The organism is Streptomyces sp. NPDC101237 (assembly GCF_044767465.1).
Classification (GTDB): domain Bacteria; phylum Actinomycetota; class Actinomycetes; order Streptomycetales; family Streptomycetaceae; genus Streptomyces; species Streptomyces gramineus.
The window spans coordinates 84,524-101,150 of record NZ_JBIWNY010000005.1; the positions used below are offsets into that span (position 1 = coordinate 84,524).

General features: G+C 71.2%; 12 protein-coding genes and 1 pseudogene. 11 read left to right on the forward strand and 2 right to left on the reverse strand.

From position 1 onward, the window contains the following. Nucleotides 1-14: 14 nt before the first annotated feature. Nucleotides 15-1,172 carry an acyl-CoA dehydrogenase family protein gene (locus ACIRQ9_RS09795; protein ID WP_404169217.1) on the reverse strand — a complete coding sequence of 386 codons (1,158 nt, stop codon included), beginning with the start codon at nucleotides 1,170-1,172 and terminating at the stop codon, nucleotides 15-17. 121 nt (nucleotides 1,173-1,293) lie between these two features. Then, the gene (locus ACIRQ9_RS09800; protein ID WP_404169220.1) at nucleotides 1,294-1,896 is read right to left on the reverse strand and encodes a TetR/AcrR family transcriptional regulator; all 603 of its coding nucleotides are present in this window, start codon (nucleotides 1,894-1,896) and stop codon (nucleotides 1,294-1,296) included. 85 nt (nucleotides 1,897-1,981) lie between these two features. Between ACIRQ9_RS09800 and ACIRQ9_RS09805 the strand changes: the two genes are divergently transcribed. The 11 genes and pseudogenes from ACIRQ9_RS09805 to ACIRQ9_RS09855 all read left to right on the forward strand — a co-directional run bounded on the left by ACIRQ9_RS09805 (nucleotide 1,982) and on the right by ACIRQ9_RS09855 (nucleotide 16,572). Then, nucleotides 1,982-3,598 carry a carboxyl transferase domain-containing protein gene (locus ACIRQ9_RS09805; protein WP_404169223.1) on the forward strand — a complete coding sequence of 539 codons (1,617 nt, stop codon included), beginning with the start codon at nucleotides 1,982-1,984 and terminating at the stop codon, nucleotides 3,596-3,598. A gap of 11 nt (nucleotides 3,599-3,609) precedes the next feature. Then, a complete protein-coding gene (locus ACIRQ9_RS09810) occupies nucleotides 3,610-5,523 on the forward strand; it encodes an acetyl/propionyl/methylcrotonyl-CoA carboxylase subunit alpha (protein WP_404169226.1) in 1,914 nt (637 codons plus the stop codon). Then, on the forward strand, nucleotides 5,520-6,452 hold the full coding sequence (locus tag ACIRQ9_RS09815; protein WP_404169229.1) for a hydroxymethylglutaryl-CoA lyase: 933 nt from the start codon (nucleotides 5,520-5,522) through the stop codon (nucleotides 6,450-6,452). Before ACIRQ9_RS09810 ends, ACIRQ9_RS09815 begins: the two co-directional genes overlap by 4 nt. 5 nt (nucleotides 6,453-6,457) lie before the next feature. Then, the gene (locus ACIRQ9_RS09820; protein WP_404169233.1) at nucleotides 6,458-7,618 is read left to right on the forward strand and encodes an acyl-CoA dehydrogenase family protein; all 1,161 of its coding nucleotides are present in this window, start codon (nucleotides 6,458-6,460) and stop codon (nucleotides 7,616-7,618) included. 525 nt (nucleotides 7,619-8,143) lie between these two features. Beyond that, a pseudogene (snpA, locus tag ACIRQ9_RS09825) lies at nucleotides 8,144-8,803 on the forward strand (snapalysin); the annotation flags it as partial. 654 nt (nucleotides 8,804-9,457) lie between these two features. Next, nucleotides 9,458-10,507 (forward strand): ABC transporter substrate-binding protein, encoded by a 1,050-nt coding sequence (locus ACIRQ9_RS09830; protein ID WP_404169236.1) that lies wholly within the window; start codon nucleotides 9,458-9,460, stop codon nucleotides 10,505-10,507. Nucleotides 10,508-10,554: 47 nt separating this feature from the next. Beyond that, nucleotides 10,555-11,436, forward strand: coding sequence for a siderophore-interacting protein (locus ACIRQ9_RS09835; protein WP_404169240.1), 882 nt, complete (start codon nucleotides 10,555-10,557; stop codon nucleotides 11,434-11,436). A gap of 127 nt (nucleotides 11,437-11,563) precedes the next feature. Beyond that, entirely contained in the window at nucleotides 11,564-13,006 is a 1,443-nt protein-coding gene (gene desA, locus ACIRQ9_RS09840) for a lysine decarboxylase DesA (protein WP_404169243.1), read from the forward strand. Continuing rightward, nucleotides 12,990-14,267, forward strand: coding sequence for a lysine N(6)-hydroxylase/L-ornithine N(5)-oxygenase family protein (locus tag ACIRQ9_RS09845; protein ID WP_404169246.1), 1,278 nt, complete (start codon nucleotides 12,990-12,992; stop codon nucleotides 14,265-14,267). Before desA ends, ACIRQ9_RS09845 begins: the two co-directional genes overlap by 17 nt. Further along, entirely contained in the window at nucleotides 14,264-14,806 is a 543-nt protein-coding gene (locus ACIRQ9_RS09850) for a GNAT family N-acetyltransferase (protein ID WP_404169249.1), read from the forward strand. Before ACIRQ9_RS09845 ends, ACIRQ9_RS09850 begins: the two co-directional genes overlap by 4 nt. Next, nucleotides 14,803-16,572, forward strand: a complete 1,770-nt coding sequence (locus ACIRQ9_RS09855) for an IucA/IucC family protein (RefSeq protein WP_404169252.1) — start codon at nucleotides 14,803-14,805, stop codon at nucleotides 16,570-16,572. The genes ACIRQ9_RS09850 and ACIRQ9_RS09855 overlap by 4 nt, the downstream gene beginning before the upstream one ends. Nucleotides 16,573-16,627: the final 55 nt, after the last annotated feature.

Sequence of the window (16,627 nt, forward strand, 5' to 3'; positions counted from 1 at the left end):
TGGTTGCGCGGGCCTTACAGGCCCATGTCCTTCGCGATGATCGTCTTCATGATCTCGCTGGTGCCGCCGTAGATACGGTTGACGCGGTTGTCCGCGTACAGGCGGGCGATCGGGTACTCGTTCATGAAGCCGTAGCCGCCGTGCAGCTGGAGGCAGCGGTCGATCACGCGGTGGGCGACCTCGGTGGTGAAGAGCTTGGCGCTGGCGGCCTCGGCCGGGGTCAGCTCGCCCGCGTCGAGGGCCTCCGTGGCGCGGTCGACGACGGCCTCGGCCGCGTCCACCTCGGCCTGGCAGGCGGCCAGCTCGAACTTGGTGTTCTGGAAGGCGGCGACGGGCTGGCCGAAGACCACGCGCTCCTGCACGTACTGCTTGGCGAACCGGACCGCGGCCTTGGCCTGCGCGTAGGCGCCGAAGGCGATGCCCCAGCGCTCGGAGGCGAGGTTGTGGCCGAGGTAGTAGAAGCCCTTGTTCTCCTCGCCGAGGAGGTCCTCGGCCGGGACCTTGACGTCGACGAACGCCAGCTCGGCGGTGTCGGAGGTCTTCAGGCCGAGCTTGTCGAGCTTGCGGCCGACCGAGTAGCCCTCGGCCTTGGTGTCCACCACGAACAGGGAGATGCCGTGGCGGCGGTCCTCCTTGGTGGGCGCGGAGGTGCGGGCGCAGACGATCATGCGGTCGGCGTGCACACCGCCGGTGATGAAGGTCTTGGCGCCGTTGAGGACGTAGTGGGTGCCGTCCTCGGAGAGCTTGGCGGTGGTCTTCATGCCCGCGAGGTCGGAGCCGGTGCCCGGCTCGGTCATCGCGATGGCCCACATCTCCTCGCCGGAGACGAACTTCGGCAGGTAGCGCTTCTTCTGCTCGTCGGTGGCCAGCAGCTTTATGTAGGGCAGGCCGAGCAGCACGTGCACGCCGGAGCCGCCGAAGGAGACGCCGGCACGGGCGGTCTCCTCGTACAGGACGGCCTCGAACTTGTAGGAGTCGATGCCGGCGCCGCCGTACTCCTCGTCCACGCGGATGCCGAAGACGCCCAGCTCGGCGAGCTTGTAGTAGAAGTCGCGGGGCGCCTGGCCGGCCGCGAACCACTCGTCGTAGGCGGGTACGACCTCGGCCTCGATGAAGGCGCGGAGGGTCTCCCGGAACGCCTCGTGATCCTCGTTGAACAACGTACGGCGCACGGCCGCCACCTCCACCGGCTTCGAATGTCTAAGCGCTTGCTCAGACTCCAAGGTACCGGTGAGTACGTTCAGGCGTCCAGGGTGAGCTTGCCCACCCGCGGGCTGCCGGCGGGAGCGCGGCTCAGCCGCCGTCCGCCGCCGCCTCGAAGGCGCCCCGCGCCATCCGGTGCAGCAGCACCGCCGTCACCCCGCGGCCCGGCAGGGAGCCCGGGCGGCCCAGGTGCGGGGTCGAGTTCAGCAGGCCGAAGACCGAGTGGACCGCGGAGCGGGCCGCGGGCTCCGGGAGGGCCGGGTAGACCTCGCGCAGGACCTCCACCCACAGTTCGACGTACTGGCGCTGGAGCTGGCGCACCAGCTTGCGGTCGCTGTCGCGCAGCCGGTCCAGCTCCCGGTCGTGCAGGGTGATCAGCGGGCGGTCGTCGAGGGCGAAGTCGATGTGGCCCTCGATGAGGGAGTCCAGGACGGCCGCGGGCGCGGTCTCCCGGCCCGCCTCCGCGAGCCGCCGTTTCGCGCCCGTCAGCAGCTGCCCGCTGATCCCCACCAGCAGCTCCGCGAGCATCGCGTCCTTGCCCGCGAAGTGCCGGTACAGACCGGGACCGCTGATGCCGACCGCCGCGCCTATCTCGTCCACGCCGACACCGTGGAAGCCGCGTTCGGCGAACAGCCGCGCGGCCTCCTTGAGGATCTGCTCGCGCCGGGTCGGGGCATCGGTTCTGGTGACCATGAGGCAATTCTAGACAGGGAGGTTAGCGGTCGTTAACCTGAGGGAAATGCGTTAACGCTCATTAACACGTGAGGGGATCGCGGGCATGGACCAGGCACCGGAGCTGACGAGCGCGGCGGACCCCGCCTCGGAGGCCTGGCGGGTCAACGAGGAGGCGCACCGCGTCCTCGTCGAGGAGCTGCACGGCAGGCTCGCCGTGGCCGCGCTGGGCGGCGGCGAGAAGGCGCGGGCCCGGCACACCGCGCGCGGCAAGCTGCTGCCCCGGGACCGGGTGGACGCGCTGCTCGACCCCGGCTCGCCGTTCCTGGAGCTGGCCCCGCTGGCCGCCGAGGGGATGTACGAGGGGGCCGCCCCGGCGGCCGGCGTGATCGCCGGGATCGGGCGGGTCAGCGGGCGCGAGTGCGTGATCGTCGCCAACGACGCCACGGTCAAGGGCGGCACGTACTACCCGATGACCGTCAAGAAGCACCTGCGGGCCCAGGAGGTGGCCCTCGACAACCGGCTGCCCTGCCTCTACCTGGTCGACTCGGGCGGTGCCTTCCTGCCGATGCAGGACGAGGTCTTCCCGGACCGCGACCACTTCGGCCGGATCTTCTACAACCAGGCCCGGATGTCCGGCGCCGGGATCCCGCAGATCGCGGCCGTCCTCGGCTCCTGCACCGCCGGCGGCGCCTACGTCCCGGCGATGAGCGACGAGGCCGTCATCGTCCGCGGCCAGGGCACGATCTTCCTCGGCGGCCCGCCGCTGGTGAAGGCGGCCACCGGCGAGGTCGTCACGGCGGAGGAGCTGGGCGGCGGCGAGGTGCACTCCCGGGTCTCCGGCGTCACCGACCACCTCGCCGAGGACGACGCGCACGCGCTGCGGATCGTCCGGAACATCGTCGCCACCCTGCCCGCCCGGCGCGCCCTGCCCTGGGAGGTCGCCCCGGCCGTCGAGCCCAAGGTCGACCCGCACGGCCTCTACGGCGCCGTCCCGGTCGACTCCCGCACCCCCTACGACGTCCGCGAGATCATCGCCCGGATCGTCGACGGCTCGCGGTTCGCGGAGTTCAAGAGCGAGTTCGGGCAGACGCTGGTCACCGGCTTCGCCCGCATCCACGGCCACCCGGTCGGGATCGTCGGCAACAACGGCATCCTGTTCTCCGAGTCCGCCCAGAAGGGCGCCCACTTCATCGAGCTGTGCGACCAGCGCGGCATCCCGCTGGTGTTCCTGCAGAACATCTCCGGCTTCATGGTCGGCAAGGACTACGAGGCGGGCGGCATCGCCAAGCACGGCGCCAAGATGGTCACGGCCGTCGCGTGCACGCGGGTGCCGAAGCTGACCGTGGTGGTCGGCGGCTCCTACGGCGCCGGGAACTACTCCATGTGCGGCCGGGCCTACTCCCCCCGCTTCCTGTGGATGTGGCCCAACGCCAAGATCTCCGTCATGGGCGGCGAGCAGGCCGCGTCGGTGCTGGCGACCGTCAAGCGGGACCAGCTGGAGGCGCGCGGCGAGGACTGGGCGGCCGAGGACGAGGAGGCCTTCAAGGCGCCCGTCCGCGCCCAGTACGAGCGCCAGGGCAGCGCCTACTACGCGACCGCCCGGCTCTGGGACGACGGGGTCATCGACCCGCTGGAGACCCGGCAGGTGCTCGGACTGGCCCTGACGGCCTGTGGCAACGCGCCGCTGGGTGAGCCCCAGTTCGGCGTCTTCCGGATGTGAGGAGGGGACTCGTGTTCGACACCGTACTCGTGGCCAACCGGGGCGAGATCGCCGTCCGGGTCATCCGTACGCTGCGCTCGCTCGGCGTCCGCTCGGTGGCGGTCTACTCCGACGCCGACGCGGACGCCCGGCACGTCCGGGAGGCCGACACGGCGGTGCGGCTCGGCCCGGCCCCGGCGAGCGAGAGCTATCTGTCCGTGGAGCGGCTGCTGGAGGCGGCCGCCGTGAGCGGCGCCCAGGCGGTCCACCCGGGCTACGGCTTCCTCGCCGAGAACGCCGCCTTCGCGCGCGCCTGCGAGGAGGCGGGCCTGGTCTTCATCGGGCCGCCCGCCGACGCGATCGCGCTGATGGGCGACAAGATCCGCGCGAAGGAGACGGTCAGCGCGGCCGGAGTGCCGGTGGTACCGGGCGGCCGCGACCCCGAACTCGCCGAGGCGGCACGCGCGCTGGGCGCGCCCGTCCTGCTCAAGCCCTCCGCGGGCGGCGGCGGCAAGGGCATGCGGCTGGTGCGGGACCTGGACCTGCTCGACGAGGAGATCGCCGCCGCCCGCCGGGAGGCGCGCGTCTCCTTCGGCGACGACACGCTCCTGGTCGAGCGGTGGGTCGACCGGCCCCGGCACATCGAGATCCAGGTGCTGGCCGACGGCCACGGGAACGTGGTGCACCTCGGCGAGCGCGAGTGCTCGCTGCAGCGCCGGCACCAGAAGGTGATCGAGGAGGCGCCGTCGGTCCTGCTGGACGAGGGGACGCGGGCCGCCATGGGCGAGGCCGCCGTCCAGGCGGCGCGGTCCTGCGGCTACCGGGGCGCGGGGACGGTGGAGTTCATCGTGCCGGGCGGCGACCCCTCGTCGTACTACTTCATGGAGATGAACACCCGCCTCCAGGTGGAACACCCGGTGACCGAACTGGTCACGGGCGTCGACCTGGTCGAGTGGCAGCTGCGGGTGGCGGCCGGCGAGCGGCTCGGGTTCACGCAGCAGGACGTCCGTCTCACCGGGCACGCGGTGGAGGCCCGGATCTGTGCCGAGGACCCGGCGCGCGGCTTCCTGCCCACCGGCGGCACGGTGCTGCTGCTGCACGAACCGTCCGGGGACGGCGTGCGCACCGACTCGGGGCTCAGCGAGGGCACCGAGGTCGGCAGCCTCTACGACCCGATGCTGTCCAAGGTGATCGCGTACGGCCCGGACCGGGAGACCGCGCTGCGCAGGCTGCGCGGCGCCCTCGCGCGGACGGTCACCCTGGGCGTGCAGACCAACGCCGGGTTCCTGCGCCGGCTGCTCGGCCACCCGGCCGTGGTGGCGGGCGAGCTGGACACGGGCCTGGTCGAGCGGGTGGTGGACGACCTGGTCTCCACCGATGTACCGGAGGAGGTGTACGAGGCGGCGGCGGCCGTACGCCTGGAGGCGCTGCGGCCGGCCGGCGAGGGCTGGACGGATCCGTTCTCGGTGCCCAGCGGCTGGCGGCTCGGCGGCACTCCGAGGCCGGTCGCCTTCCACCTGCGGGCGCAGGATCCGGTGGAGTACGTCCCGCGGGGCACGCACACGGTGGCTCCCGGCCGGGTGGCGGTCACCCTGGACGGCGTCCGCCACACCTTCCTGCACACCGCCGACTGGATCGGGCGGGACGGCGACGCCTGGCAGGTCCGCGACCACGACCCGGTCGCCGCGTCCCTGAACCGGGCCGCGCACGCCGGTGCCGACTCCCTCACCGCGCCCATGCCGGGCACGGTGACGGTGGTGAAGGTGTCGGTCGGCGACGAGGTGACGGCGGGTCAGAGCCTGCTGGTGGTGGAGGCGATGAAGATGGAGCACGTCATCTCCGCCCCGCACGCCGGCACGGTCGCCGAACTCGACGTGCAACCGGGCGCCACGGTCGCCATGGACCAGGTGCTTGCGGTCATCAACCCGGTGGAGGACGAGAAATGACGCTCCCCATGGTGGTACCGGCCACCGACCTGCCCGCCCGGGTCCGGATCCACGAGGTCGGCGCCCGCGACGGCCTGCAGAACGAGAAGGCGACGGTCCCCACCGAGGTCAAGGCCGAGTTCGTGCACCGGCTGGCCGACGCCGGCCTGACGACGATCGAGGCGACCAGCTTCGTCCACCCGAAGTGGGTGCCGCAGCTCGCCGACGCGGAGGACCTGTTCCCGCGCCTCGCCGACCTCCGGGAGGTCGCGCTCCCGGTCCTCGTGCCCAACCAGCGGGGCCTGGAGCGGGCGCTGGCGCTCGGCGCCCACCGGGTCGCCGTCTTCGCCAGCGCCACCGAGTCCTTCGCCAAGGCCAATCTCAACCGCACGGTGGACGAGTCGCTGGCCGTCTTCGACCCGGTCGTCCGGCAGGCCAAGGACACCGGCGCCCATGTCCGCGGTTACGTCTCGATGTGCTTCGGCGACCCGTGGGAGGGCCCCGTCCCGCTGCACCAGGTGGTGCGGGTCTGCACGGCCCTGCGCGACATGGGCTGCGACGAGCTGAGCCTCGGCGACACGATCGGCGTGGCCACCCCCGGCCACGTCCTCGAACTGCTCTCCCTGCTCAACGAGGAGGGCGTGCCGACGAACGTCATCGGCGTGCACTTCCACGACACCTACGGCCAGGCGCTCGCGAACACCTACGCGGCCCTGGAACACGGCGTGACGACGGTCGACGCGTCCGCCGGCGGGCTCGGCGGCTGCCCGTACGCCAAGTCCGCCACCGGCAACCTCGCCACCGAGGACCTGGTCTGGATGCTCCAGGGCCTCGGCATCGAGACCGGAGTCGACCTCGGCAAACTCACCGCCACCAGCGTGTGGATGGCCGAACGACTGGGCCGACCCAGCCCGTCCCGCACCGTCCGCGCCCTCTCCCACCAGGAGTGACGACCATGGACCACCGCCTCTCCCCCGAACTGGACGAACTCCGCCGCACGGTGGCGGAGTTCGCCCGCGACGTCGTGGCGCCGAAGATCGGCGACTTCTACGAGCGGCACGAGTTCCCGTACGAGATCGTCCGCGAGATGGGCCGCATGGGCCTGTTCGGGCTGCCGTTCCCCGAGGAGTACGGCGGCATGGGCGGCGACTACCTGGCCCTCGGCATCGCGCTGGAGGAACTGGCCCGCGTCGACTCGTCGGTGGCGATCACCCTCGAAGCGGGCGTCTCGCTCGGCGCCATGCCGATCCACCTCTTCGGCACCGACGAGCAGAAGCGCGAGTGGCTGCCCCGCCTGTGCGCGGGCGAGATCCTCGGCGCCTTCGGCCTGACCGAGCCCGACGGCGGCAGCGACGCGGGCGCGACCCGTACGACGGCCCGGCTGGACGAGGCCACCGGCGAGTGGGTGATCAACGGCACCAAGTGCTTCATCACCAACTCCGGCACGGACGTCACGGGACTGGTCACCGTGACCGCCGTCACCGGCCGCAAGCCCGACGGCAAGCCGCTGATCTCCTCGATCATCGTCCCGTCGGGCACGCCCGGCTTCACGGTCGCCGCCCCCTACTCCAAGGTCGGCTGGAACGCCTCCGACACCCGCGAGCTGTCCTTCGCCGACGTCCGGGTGCCCGCCGCCAACCTGCTGGGCCAGGAGGGCCGCGGCTACGCCCAGTTCCTGCGCATCCTCGACGAGGGCCGGATCGCCATCGCGGCCCTCGCCACCGGGCTGGCCCAGGGCTGCGTCGACGAGTCCGTGAAGTACGCGAAGGAACGCCACGCCTTCGGCCGCCCGATCGGCGCCAACCAGGCGATCCAGTTCAAGATCGCCGACATGGAGATGAAGGCCCACACGGCCCGTCTGGCCTGGCGCGACGCGGCCTCCCGGCTGGTCGCCGGGGAGCCCTTCAAGAAGGAGGCGGCCCTCGCCAAGCTCTACTCCTCCACCGTCGCCGTCGACAACGCCCGCGACGCCACCCAGGTGCACGGCGGCTACGGCTTCATGAACGAGTACCCGGTGGCCCGCATGTGGCGCGACTCCAAGATCCTGGAGATCGGCGAGGGCACGAGCGAGGTGCAGCGGATGCTGATCGCGCGGGAGCTGGGCCTGGTCGGCTGACCCGCCCCGCCGCCTGCCGTACGGCACGAAGGCGCCCGTCCCGGTGACCGGGGCGGGCGCCTTCGCGTGCGGGGGCACGGACGCGTCGGCGGAGCCCGCGGACCAGCTGATTCCGTCCGCGGCCTATGACGTCTCTCACAGATCGTCGGCATATCGCCGTCGCGCTTAGTAGACGCGACATGGTGGACATCTAAGCATTTGTCCAACTTGGGGCGAATGTCGATACCGGTGTGCGCGGCGGGATTCCGCCCGGCCCGCGGGTGTGCCCGATCGCTGGCCCCGCACGGCTTCTGACGCCGCGCCAGCTCCGGTGACCGCAGCCGCCCGCGCCCCGGAGCCCCGCGCACCGCTCCGGAGCGACCCGGGGGCCTACGAAGCGGCGTAGTGGTGAGACCCCTTCAGGACCCTTTGCGCTCTCTGTGCGGCGGTTCTAAGAATGTCGACTCACAGGACGTCGCCGCAGCTCGGAACCTGTGCTCGGCGTCACCGAGTGAGTAGGAGCCCCCCCACATGAAGTCCTCCCGAATGTCCGCGAGACTCCTCACTCTCGCTGTCGGCCTCGGCCTGGCCACCGGCGCACTGGGCGCGGTGGTGCCGGCGAGCGCCGAACCGTCCGCCGCCCCCGCGGGCGACCCGTCCGCCGCGGGCACCACCACGGCGCGGTACGACGGATCGGCCGAGGAGTCCGCGGGCAACAAGGCGTTCTTCGCGGCCGTGCTCAAGTCGGTCGCCGCGAAGGGCGCCGCCCAGTCCGGCTCACAGGCGGTGACCGTCACCTACGACGACTCCCACGCGCCGAGCTTCCGTTCGCAGATAGCGAGCGCGGCCTCCATCTGGAACAGCGCGGAGACCCACGTCAAGCTCCAGGAGGCGTCGAGCGGCGCCGACTTCTCCTACTACGAGGGCAACGACCAGCGCGGGTCGCACGCCTCCACCAACGGGCACGGAAGCGGCTACATCTTCATCGACTACACGCAGGCCCGGCAGAACGACTCGATCCGCGTCGTCACCCACGAGACCGGGCACGTGCTGGGCCTGCCGGACGACTACAGCGGCCCGTGCAGCGAGCTGATGTCCGGCGGCGGCCCCGGCCCGTCCTGCAAGAACCGCCAGCCGGACGCCGCCGAGCGCTCGCGCGTCGACCAGCTGTGGGCCGACGGCGGGGCGCAGGCCCCGAGCACGGCACAGCAGCCGGGCACCGGTCAGCCGGGAGCCGCCCAGCCGGACACCGGTCTGGCGGGGGCTGGTCTGCCGGGCATCACGCAGCCTGGCATCACGCAGCCGGGCGTCACCCAGCCGAACGCCGCGCCGCCGATGCAGCCCGTGATGCCGGGCCGCCCCGCGATGCCGGGCCAGGGCCCGTGGGGTGCGCTTCCCGGCACGCCCTGGGGCTGATCACGCCCCGGCGGCGGGCGGCACCCGCTCACGGCTCACCACCCCGCCGCCGTACGGTCCGGTACCCCGACTCCACCGCGCGGCGGTACCAGTCCCCGGCCCCTCGGCCTCCCGTTCCTCGCCTAGCCGGCCGAGGCCGTGCGCCGGATTCACCGTGGCCGACGGGGATCCGCGCTCCGGCGCGCTCCGGCAGAACGCGAGGACGCCGTCGGTCGGTCGCCTGCCCGCCCCTGAGCGGGACCGAGGCGGAACAACGGGAGGCCGGCCCCGTGCGGGGACCGCCGGGAATCGTCAACGGAGGTCGCCACAAGGAGAGTTGTATTCCGCGCCAGGCCCGTGCGCGGGAGGTGCGGGGGCCACCCCTGGACACTTTCTGAGGTTAGGCTAACCTAATCAACGACTTGTTCCGGCGGTGATCCCGCACGTCCGAAGGCAGCCACACCTATGTCCAACGTCAGAGCAGCCCACCTCACTCGCCGCGGCATCCTCGCCGCCGGCGGCGCCCTCGGCCTCGGAGCCGCGCTCGCCGCCTGCGGGGACGACGACGCGAAAAGCGCGGGTTCCTCCGACAAGGGGACGCCGGCCGCCACGTCCGGCCCCTGGAGCTTCAAGGACGACCGCGGGACCACCGTGAAGCTGGACGAGGCCCCGGCGGACATCGTGGCCTTCGTCGGCGTCGCCGCCGCGCTGTACGACTACGGCATCGACGTCAAGGGCGTGTTCGGCCCGACGAAGACCAAGGACGGCAAGGCCGACGTCCAGGCCGGCGACATGGACGTCAGCAAGTTGACCGTGCTCGGCAACACCTGGGGCGAGTTCAACGTCGAGAAGTACGCCGCCCTCGCGCCGCAGGTCCTCGTCACCACGATGTTCGACGGCGCGGGCACCCTCTGGTACGTCCCGGACGAGTCCAAGGACAAGATCGCCAGGCTCGCGCCGAGCATCGGCATCTCGGCCTACGACCGCCAGCTGACCGTTCCGCTCCAGCGCGTGTGGGCACTGGCCGAGTCGCTCGGCGCGGACATGACGGCGAGCAAGGTCACGGATGCCAAGAAGCGCTTCGAGGCGGCCTCCTCCCGGCTGCGCGCCGCCGCCAGGGCGCACCCCGACATCAAGGTGCTGGCGGGCTCGGCCGCCCAGGACCTGTTCTACGTCTCCGGCACCAACCTCTCGGTGGACCTGGAGTACTTCAAGGCCCTCGGCGTGAACTTCGTCGAGCCCTCGGCGTCCGTACTGAAGAAGAGCGGCGGCTGGTACGAGGACCTGAGCTGGGAGAACGTCGACAAGTACGCGGCCGACGTGATCATGATGGACGACCGCTCGGCGACCATCCAGCCGGCCGACATCACCGAGGCCACCTGGAAGAAGCTCCCCGCGGTCAAGGCCGGCCAGGTCATCGCGCGCTCGCCCGAGCCGATCTTCTCCTACGACAAGTGCGTCGCGATGGTGGAGAACCTCGCCAAGGCGCTGGAGACGGCGAAGAAGGTCAGCTGACCCCGCCCGGCCACCGACCCACAACTTCCTGAGTCCCAGGAGCCCATATGACGACGGCCGCAGCCGCCCCGTTCCGTTTCTTCTCCCTCCAGGTCGTACGGACGAGGCGGCTCGGTCCGTCCCTGGTCCGGGTCACCTTCGACGGCGCCGACCTGGCGCACTTCCACTCCGAGGGACGCGACCAGTCCCTCTCCCTGTTCATCCCGGCCGAGGGACGCACCGAGCCCGCCGTCCCCGTCGAGCTGGGCGAGGGCTGGTTCCAGGGCTGGCGCGAACTCCCCGACGACGTACGGGCCGTGATGCGCTCGTACACGCTCCGGGAGCTGCGCCGCGACCCGGACGAGATCGACATCGACTTCGTGCTGCACGGCATCGAGCCGGAGGCCTCCCCCGCTCCCGGCGCCGCCCACGGCTCCGCCCACGTGGGGGGATCCCCGCCCCCCGCCGGACCCGCCTCCCGGTGGGCCTCCCGGGCCGCCGCCGGCGACCGGGTGATCCTGATCGGCCCGGCGGTCGCCGACAACCGGGCCATCCGCTTCCGGCCGCCCGCGGACACCGATCTGGTGGTGGTCTGGGGCGACGACACCGCCGTGCCCGCGGCCACCGCCATCCTCGAATCCCTGCCCGCCGGGACCCGGGTCCGCGCCTGGCTGGAGGTGCCGTGCGCCGGGGACGTCCAGGACGTGGCGACCGCGGCCGACGCGCAGATCGAGTGGGTGGTGGGCGGCAGCGCCGAGGAGGCGATCCGCGCCGCCGACCTGCCCGCCGCCGCGCACCCCTACGTCTGGATCGCCGGCGAGTCCGGGCGGGTGAAGGAACTGCGCCGGCACTTCGTCGGGGAGCGCGGGGTGGACCGGCGCCGGGTCACCTTCGTCGGCTACTGGCGTCAGGGTCTGACGGAGGAACAACTCCGGGAGTCCGGCGAGTAGGTGCGAGGTCGACGTGACGGCTGTCACGGGAGGGGCAGCGCCAGCCCCGTGTTACTTAGGTTAGGCTAACCTAAATGGAGTTGATCGCTCCCCTCCCCCGCACGGATCGTCCCCGGAGGACCCCCACATGCGCTCGCACCTGCTCAATGACCTGACCGCGGAGCACTACCGCCGCTCCGTGACCGAAGGAGTAGAGCGGGTGGCGGCCAAACTCGCCACCACCGAACGGCCGTTCACGGGCATCACCGCCGACGCCCTCGCCCCGGTCCTCGACCGCATCGACCTCGACCGGCCGCTGCGCGACACCACCGCGGTCCTGGACGAGCTGGAGGACGTCTACCTCCGGGACGCCGTCTACTTCCACCACCCGCGCTACCTCGCCCACCTCAACTGCCCGGTGGTCATCCCCGCGGTGCTCGGCGAGGCCGTGCTCTCCGCCGTCAACTCCTCCCTGGACACCTGGGACCAGTCGGCCGGCGGCACTCTCATCGAGCGGAAACTGATCGACTGGACCACCGCCCGCACCGGTCTCGGCGAAGCCGCCGACGGCGTGTTCACCTCCGGCGGCACCCAGTCCAACCTCCAGGCGCTGCTGCTGGCCCGCGAGGAGAGCAAGACCGACTCCCCGGCGAAACTGCGCGTCTTCGCCTCCGAGGCCAGTCACTTCAGCGTGCAGAAGTCGGCGAAACTGCTCGGCCTCGGCCAGGACGCGGTGGTCTGCGTGCCGGTCGGCCAGGACAAGCGGATGCAGACCGTCGCCCTCGCCCGCGAACTGGAACGCTGCGCGAGCGACGGCCTGGTGCCCATGGCGGTCGTCGCCACGGCCGGCACCACCGACTTCGGCTCCATCGACCCGCTGCCCGAGATCGCCGAACTGTGCGAGCAGTACGGCACCTGGATGCACGTCGACGCGGCGTACGGCTGCGGCCTGCTCGCCTCCCTGAAGCACCGAGACCGGATCGCCGGCATCGAGCGCGCCGACTCGGTCACCGTCGACTACCACAAGTCCTTCTTCCAGCCGGTGAGTTCGTCCGCCCTGCTGGTCCGGGACGCCGCGACCCTGCGCCACGCCACCTACCACGCGGAGTACCTCAACCCGCGCCGGACGATCGCGGAGCGCATACCCAACCAGGTCGACAAGTCCCTCCAGACCACGCGTCGTTTCGACGCCCTCAAGCTGTGGATGACGCTGCGCACCATGGGCGCCGACGGCATCGGGCAGCTCTTCGACGAGGTCTGCGACCTGGCCGCGGAGGGCTGGCGGCTGCTGGCCGCCGACCCGCGCTTCGACGTCGTCGTCGAGCCGTCCCTGTCGACCCTCGTCTTCCGGTACATCCCGGCGGCCGTCACCGACCCCGCCGAGATCGACCGCGCCAACCTGTACGCCCGCAAGGCGCTGTTCGCCTCCGGTGACGCGGTGGTCGCGGGCACCAAGGTCGGCGCCCGCCACTACCTCAAGTTCACCCTGCTCAACCCCGAGACCACGACGGCCGACATCACCGCCGTGCTCGCTCTGATCGCCGGCCATGCCGAGCAGTACCTGGGAGAGTCCCTTGACCGCGCGTCCTGACACCCCGCCCGCCGTCCTCGACTTCCTCGGCATCGGACTGGGGCCCTTCAACCTCGGCCTCGCCTGCCTGACCGAGCCGATCACCGCGCTGGAGGGCGTCTTCCTGGAGGCGAAGCCCGACTTCGAGTGGCACGCCGGCATGTTCCTGGAGGGCGCCCACCTCCAGACCCCGTTCATGTCGGACCTGGTCACCCTGGCCGACCCCACCTCGCCGTACTCCTTCCTGAACTACCTGAAGGAGAAGGGCCGGCTGTACTCGTTCTACATCCGCGAGAACTTCTATCCGCTGCGCGTGGAGTACGACGACTACTGCCGCTGGGCCGCGAACAGACTGACCAACGTGCGCTTCGGCACCACGGTGACCGAGGTCCGGTACGAGGACGAGCTGTACGTCGTCGCCACCGCCGCCGGTGACACCTACCGGGCCCGCCGCCTGGTCCTGGGCACCGGCACCCCGCCGTACATACCGGAGGCCTGCCGGGGACTCGGCGGGGACTTCATCCACAACTCGCGCTACCTGCGGCACAAGCAGGAGCTCCAGTCCAAGGAGTCGATCACGCTGGTCGGCAGCGGCCAGTCCGCCGCCGAGATCTACCACGACCTGCTCAGCGAGATCGACGTCCACGGCTACCGCCTGAACTGGGTGACCCGCTCGCCGCGCTTCTTCCCGCTCGAATACACCAAGCTCACGCTGGAGATGACCAGCCCCGAGTACGTCGACTACTACCATGCCCTGCCCGAGGAGACCCGCTACCGGCTCACCGCCGAGCAGAAGGGCCTGTTCAAGGGGATCGACGGCGACCTGATCAACGAGATCTTCGACCTGCTCTACCAGAAGAACCTCGGCGGCCCGGTCCCCACCCGCCTGCTCACCAACTCCAGCCTGAACACGGCCGCCTACGACAACGGCACGTACACCCTGGGTCTCCGCCAGGAGGAACAGGGCAAGGACTACGAGCTGGAGACCCAGGGCCTGGTGCTGGCCACCGGCTACCGCTACGCCGAACCCGAGTTCCTCGGACCGGTCCGCGACCGGCTGCGCTACGACGCGCACGGCAACTTCGACGTGGCCCGCAACTACGCCGTCGACGTCACCGGCCGGGGCGTGTTCCTGCAGAACGCCGGCGTCCACACCCACAGCATCACCAGCCCCGACCTGGGCATGGGCCCCTACCGGAACGCGTACATCATCCGCGAGCTGCTCGGCTCGGAGTACTACCCGGTGGAGAAGACGATCGCGTTCCAGGAGTTCGCCGTATGACCACCCCGACCACGACGTTCACCTTCCGGCCCCTGGACCCCCTCCGGGACGGCGCTCTGCTGCACTCCTGGGTCACCCACCCCAAGGCGGCCTACTGGATGATGCGGGACGCCCGCCGGGAGGAGGTCGAGCGCGCCTACATGGAGATCGCCGCCGACGAGCACCACCACGCGCTCCTCGGCCTCGGCGAGGACGGCGGGCCCGCCTTCCTCATGGAGTACTACGATCCCGCCCACCGCGAGCTGGTCGGGCTGTACGAGCCCGAGCCGGGCGACGTCGGGATGCACTTCCTGACCCCGGCCACCGACACGCCGGTGCACGGCTTCACCAGGGCCGTCATCACGGCCGTCGTGGCGCGCCTGTTCGAGGACCCGGCGACCCGCCGGATCGTCGTCGAGCCGGACGTGCAGAACACGGCCGTGCACGCGCTGAACGAGGCCGTCGGGTTTGTACCCGTGGGCGAGATCCAGAAGCCGGAGAAGACGGCGCTGCTGAGCTTCTGCACCCGGGAGCGGTTCGAGCGGGCGGTGGCCGCATGAGCCTCACCGACGCCGTGGCCCACCTCTCCCCCGACCGCTGGGAGAAGGCCAACCGGCTCCTGATACGCAAGGCGCTCGCCGAGTTCGCGCACGAGCGCCTGATCACCCCGGAGCGGGACGGGGACTCCTACGTCGTGCGCAGCGACGACGGGCTCACCCGCTACCGCTTCACCGCCGTCCGCCGGGCCCTGGACCACTGGCAGGTGGACGCCGACTCCGTCAGCCGGGTCCGGGAGGGCGCCGAACTGCCGCTCGCGGCGCTCGACTTCTTCATCGACCTGAAGGACTCGCTGGGCCTGAGCGACGAGATCCTGCCGGTCTACCTGGAGGAGATCTCCTCCACGCTCTCCGGCACCTGCTACAAGCTGGCCAAGCCGCAGGTCCCGGTCGCCGAGCTGGCCCGGGCAGGGTTCCAGGCGATCGAGACCGGGATGACCGAGGGCCATCCGTGCTTCGTCGCCAACAACGGCCGGCTCGGCTTCGGCGTCCACGAGTACCTGTCGTACGCCCCCGAGACCGCGCGCCCGGTCCGGCTGGTCTGGCTGGCCGCGCACACCTCGCGGGCCGCGTTCACGGCGGGCGTGGGCATCGAGTACGAGTCCTTCGTGCGCGAGGAACTGGGCGAGAAGACCGTCGAGCGCTTCCACGGGGTGCTGCGCGACCGGGGCCTGGACCCGGCCGACTACCTGTTCGTCCCGGTCCACCCCTGGCAGTGGTGGAACAAGCTGACGGTCACCTTCGCGGCCGAGGTGGCGCGTGAGCACCTGGTGTGCCTGGGCGAGGGCGACGACGAGTACCTGGCCCAGCAGTCCATCCGCACCTTCTTCAACACCAGCCACCCGGAGAAGCACTACGTCAAGACCGCCCTGTCGGTCCTCAACATGGGCTTCATGCGCGGTCTTTCGGCCGCCTACATGGAAGCCACCCCGGCGATCAACGACTGGCTGGCCCAGCTCGTCGAGTCCGACCCGGTGCTCAGGTCGACCGGCCTGTCGATCATCCGGGAGCGGGCGGCCGTGGGCTACCGGCACCTGGAGTACGAGCGGGCCACCGACCGCTACTCGCCGTACCGGAAGATGCTGGCCGCGCTCTGGCGGGAGAGCCCGGTGCCGTCCCTCGGGGAGGGCGAGTCGCTGGCGACGATGGCCTCCCTGGTCCACGTGGACCACGAGGGCGCCTCCTTCGCCGCGGCCCTGATCGAGCGGAGCGGACGGGCGCCGAAGGAGTGGCTGCGGGCCTACCTGAAGGCCTACTTCACCCCGCTCCTGCACAGCTTCTACGCTTACGACCTGGTGTTCATGCCGCACGGCGAGAACGTCATCCTGGTCCTGAAGGACGGCGTGGTGCAGCGCGCGGTCTACAAGGACATCGCCGAGGAGATCGCGGTCATGGACCCGGACGCGGTGCTGCCGCCGGCGGTCGAACGGCTGCGGGTCGAGGTCCCCGAGGACATGAAGCTGCTGTCGATCTTCACGGACGTCTTCGACTGCTTCTTCCGGTTCCTCGCCGCGAACCTCGCGGCCGAAGGGGTGCTGACGGAGGACGACTTCTGGCGGACGGTGGCCGAGGTCACCCGCGAGTACCAGGAGTCGGTTCCCGGACTCGCCGAGAAGTTCGCGCAGTACGACATGTTCGCACCGGAGTTCGCGCTGTCCTGCCTGAACCGGCTCCAACTGCGCGACAACCGGCAGATGGTGGACCTGGCGGACCCGTCGGGCGCCCTCCAGCTGGTCGGAACCCTGAGAAATCCCGTCACGGGGTTCTGACCGGGCCCGGCGGCTCCCCCGAGTACGGTCCTCGGGGGAGCCGCCGGTTTTTCCC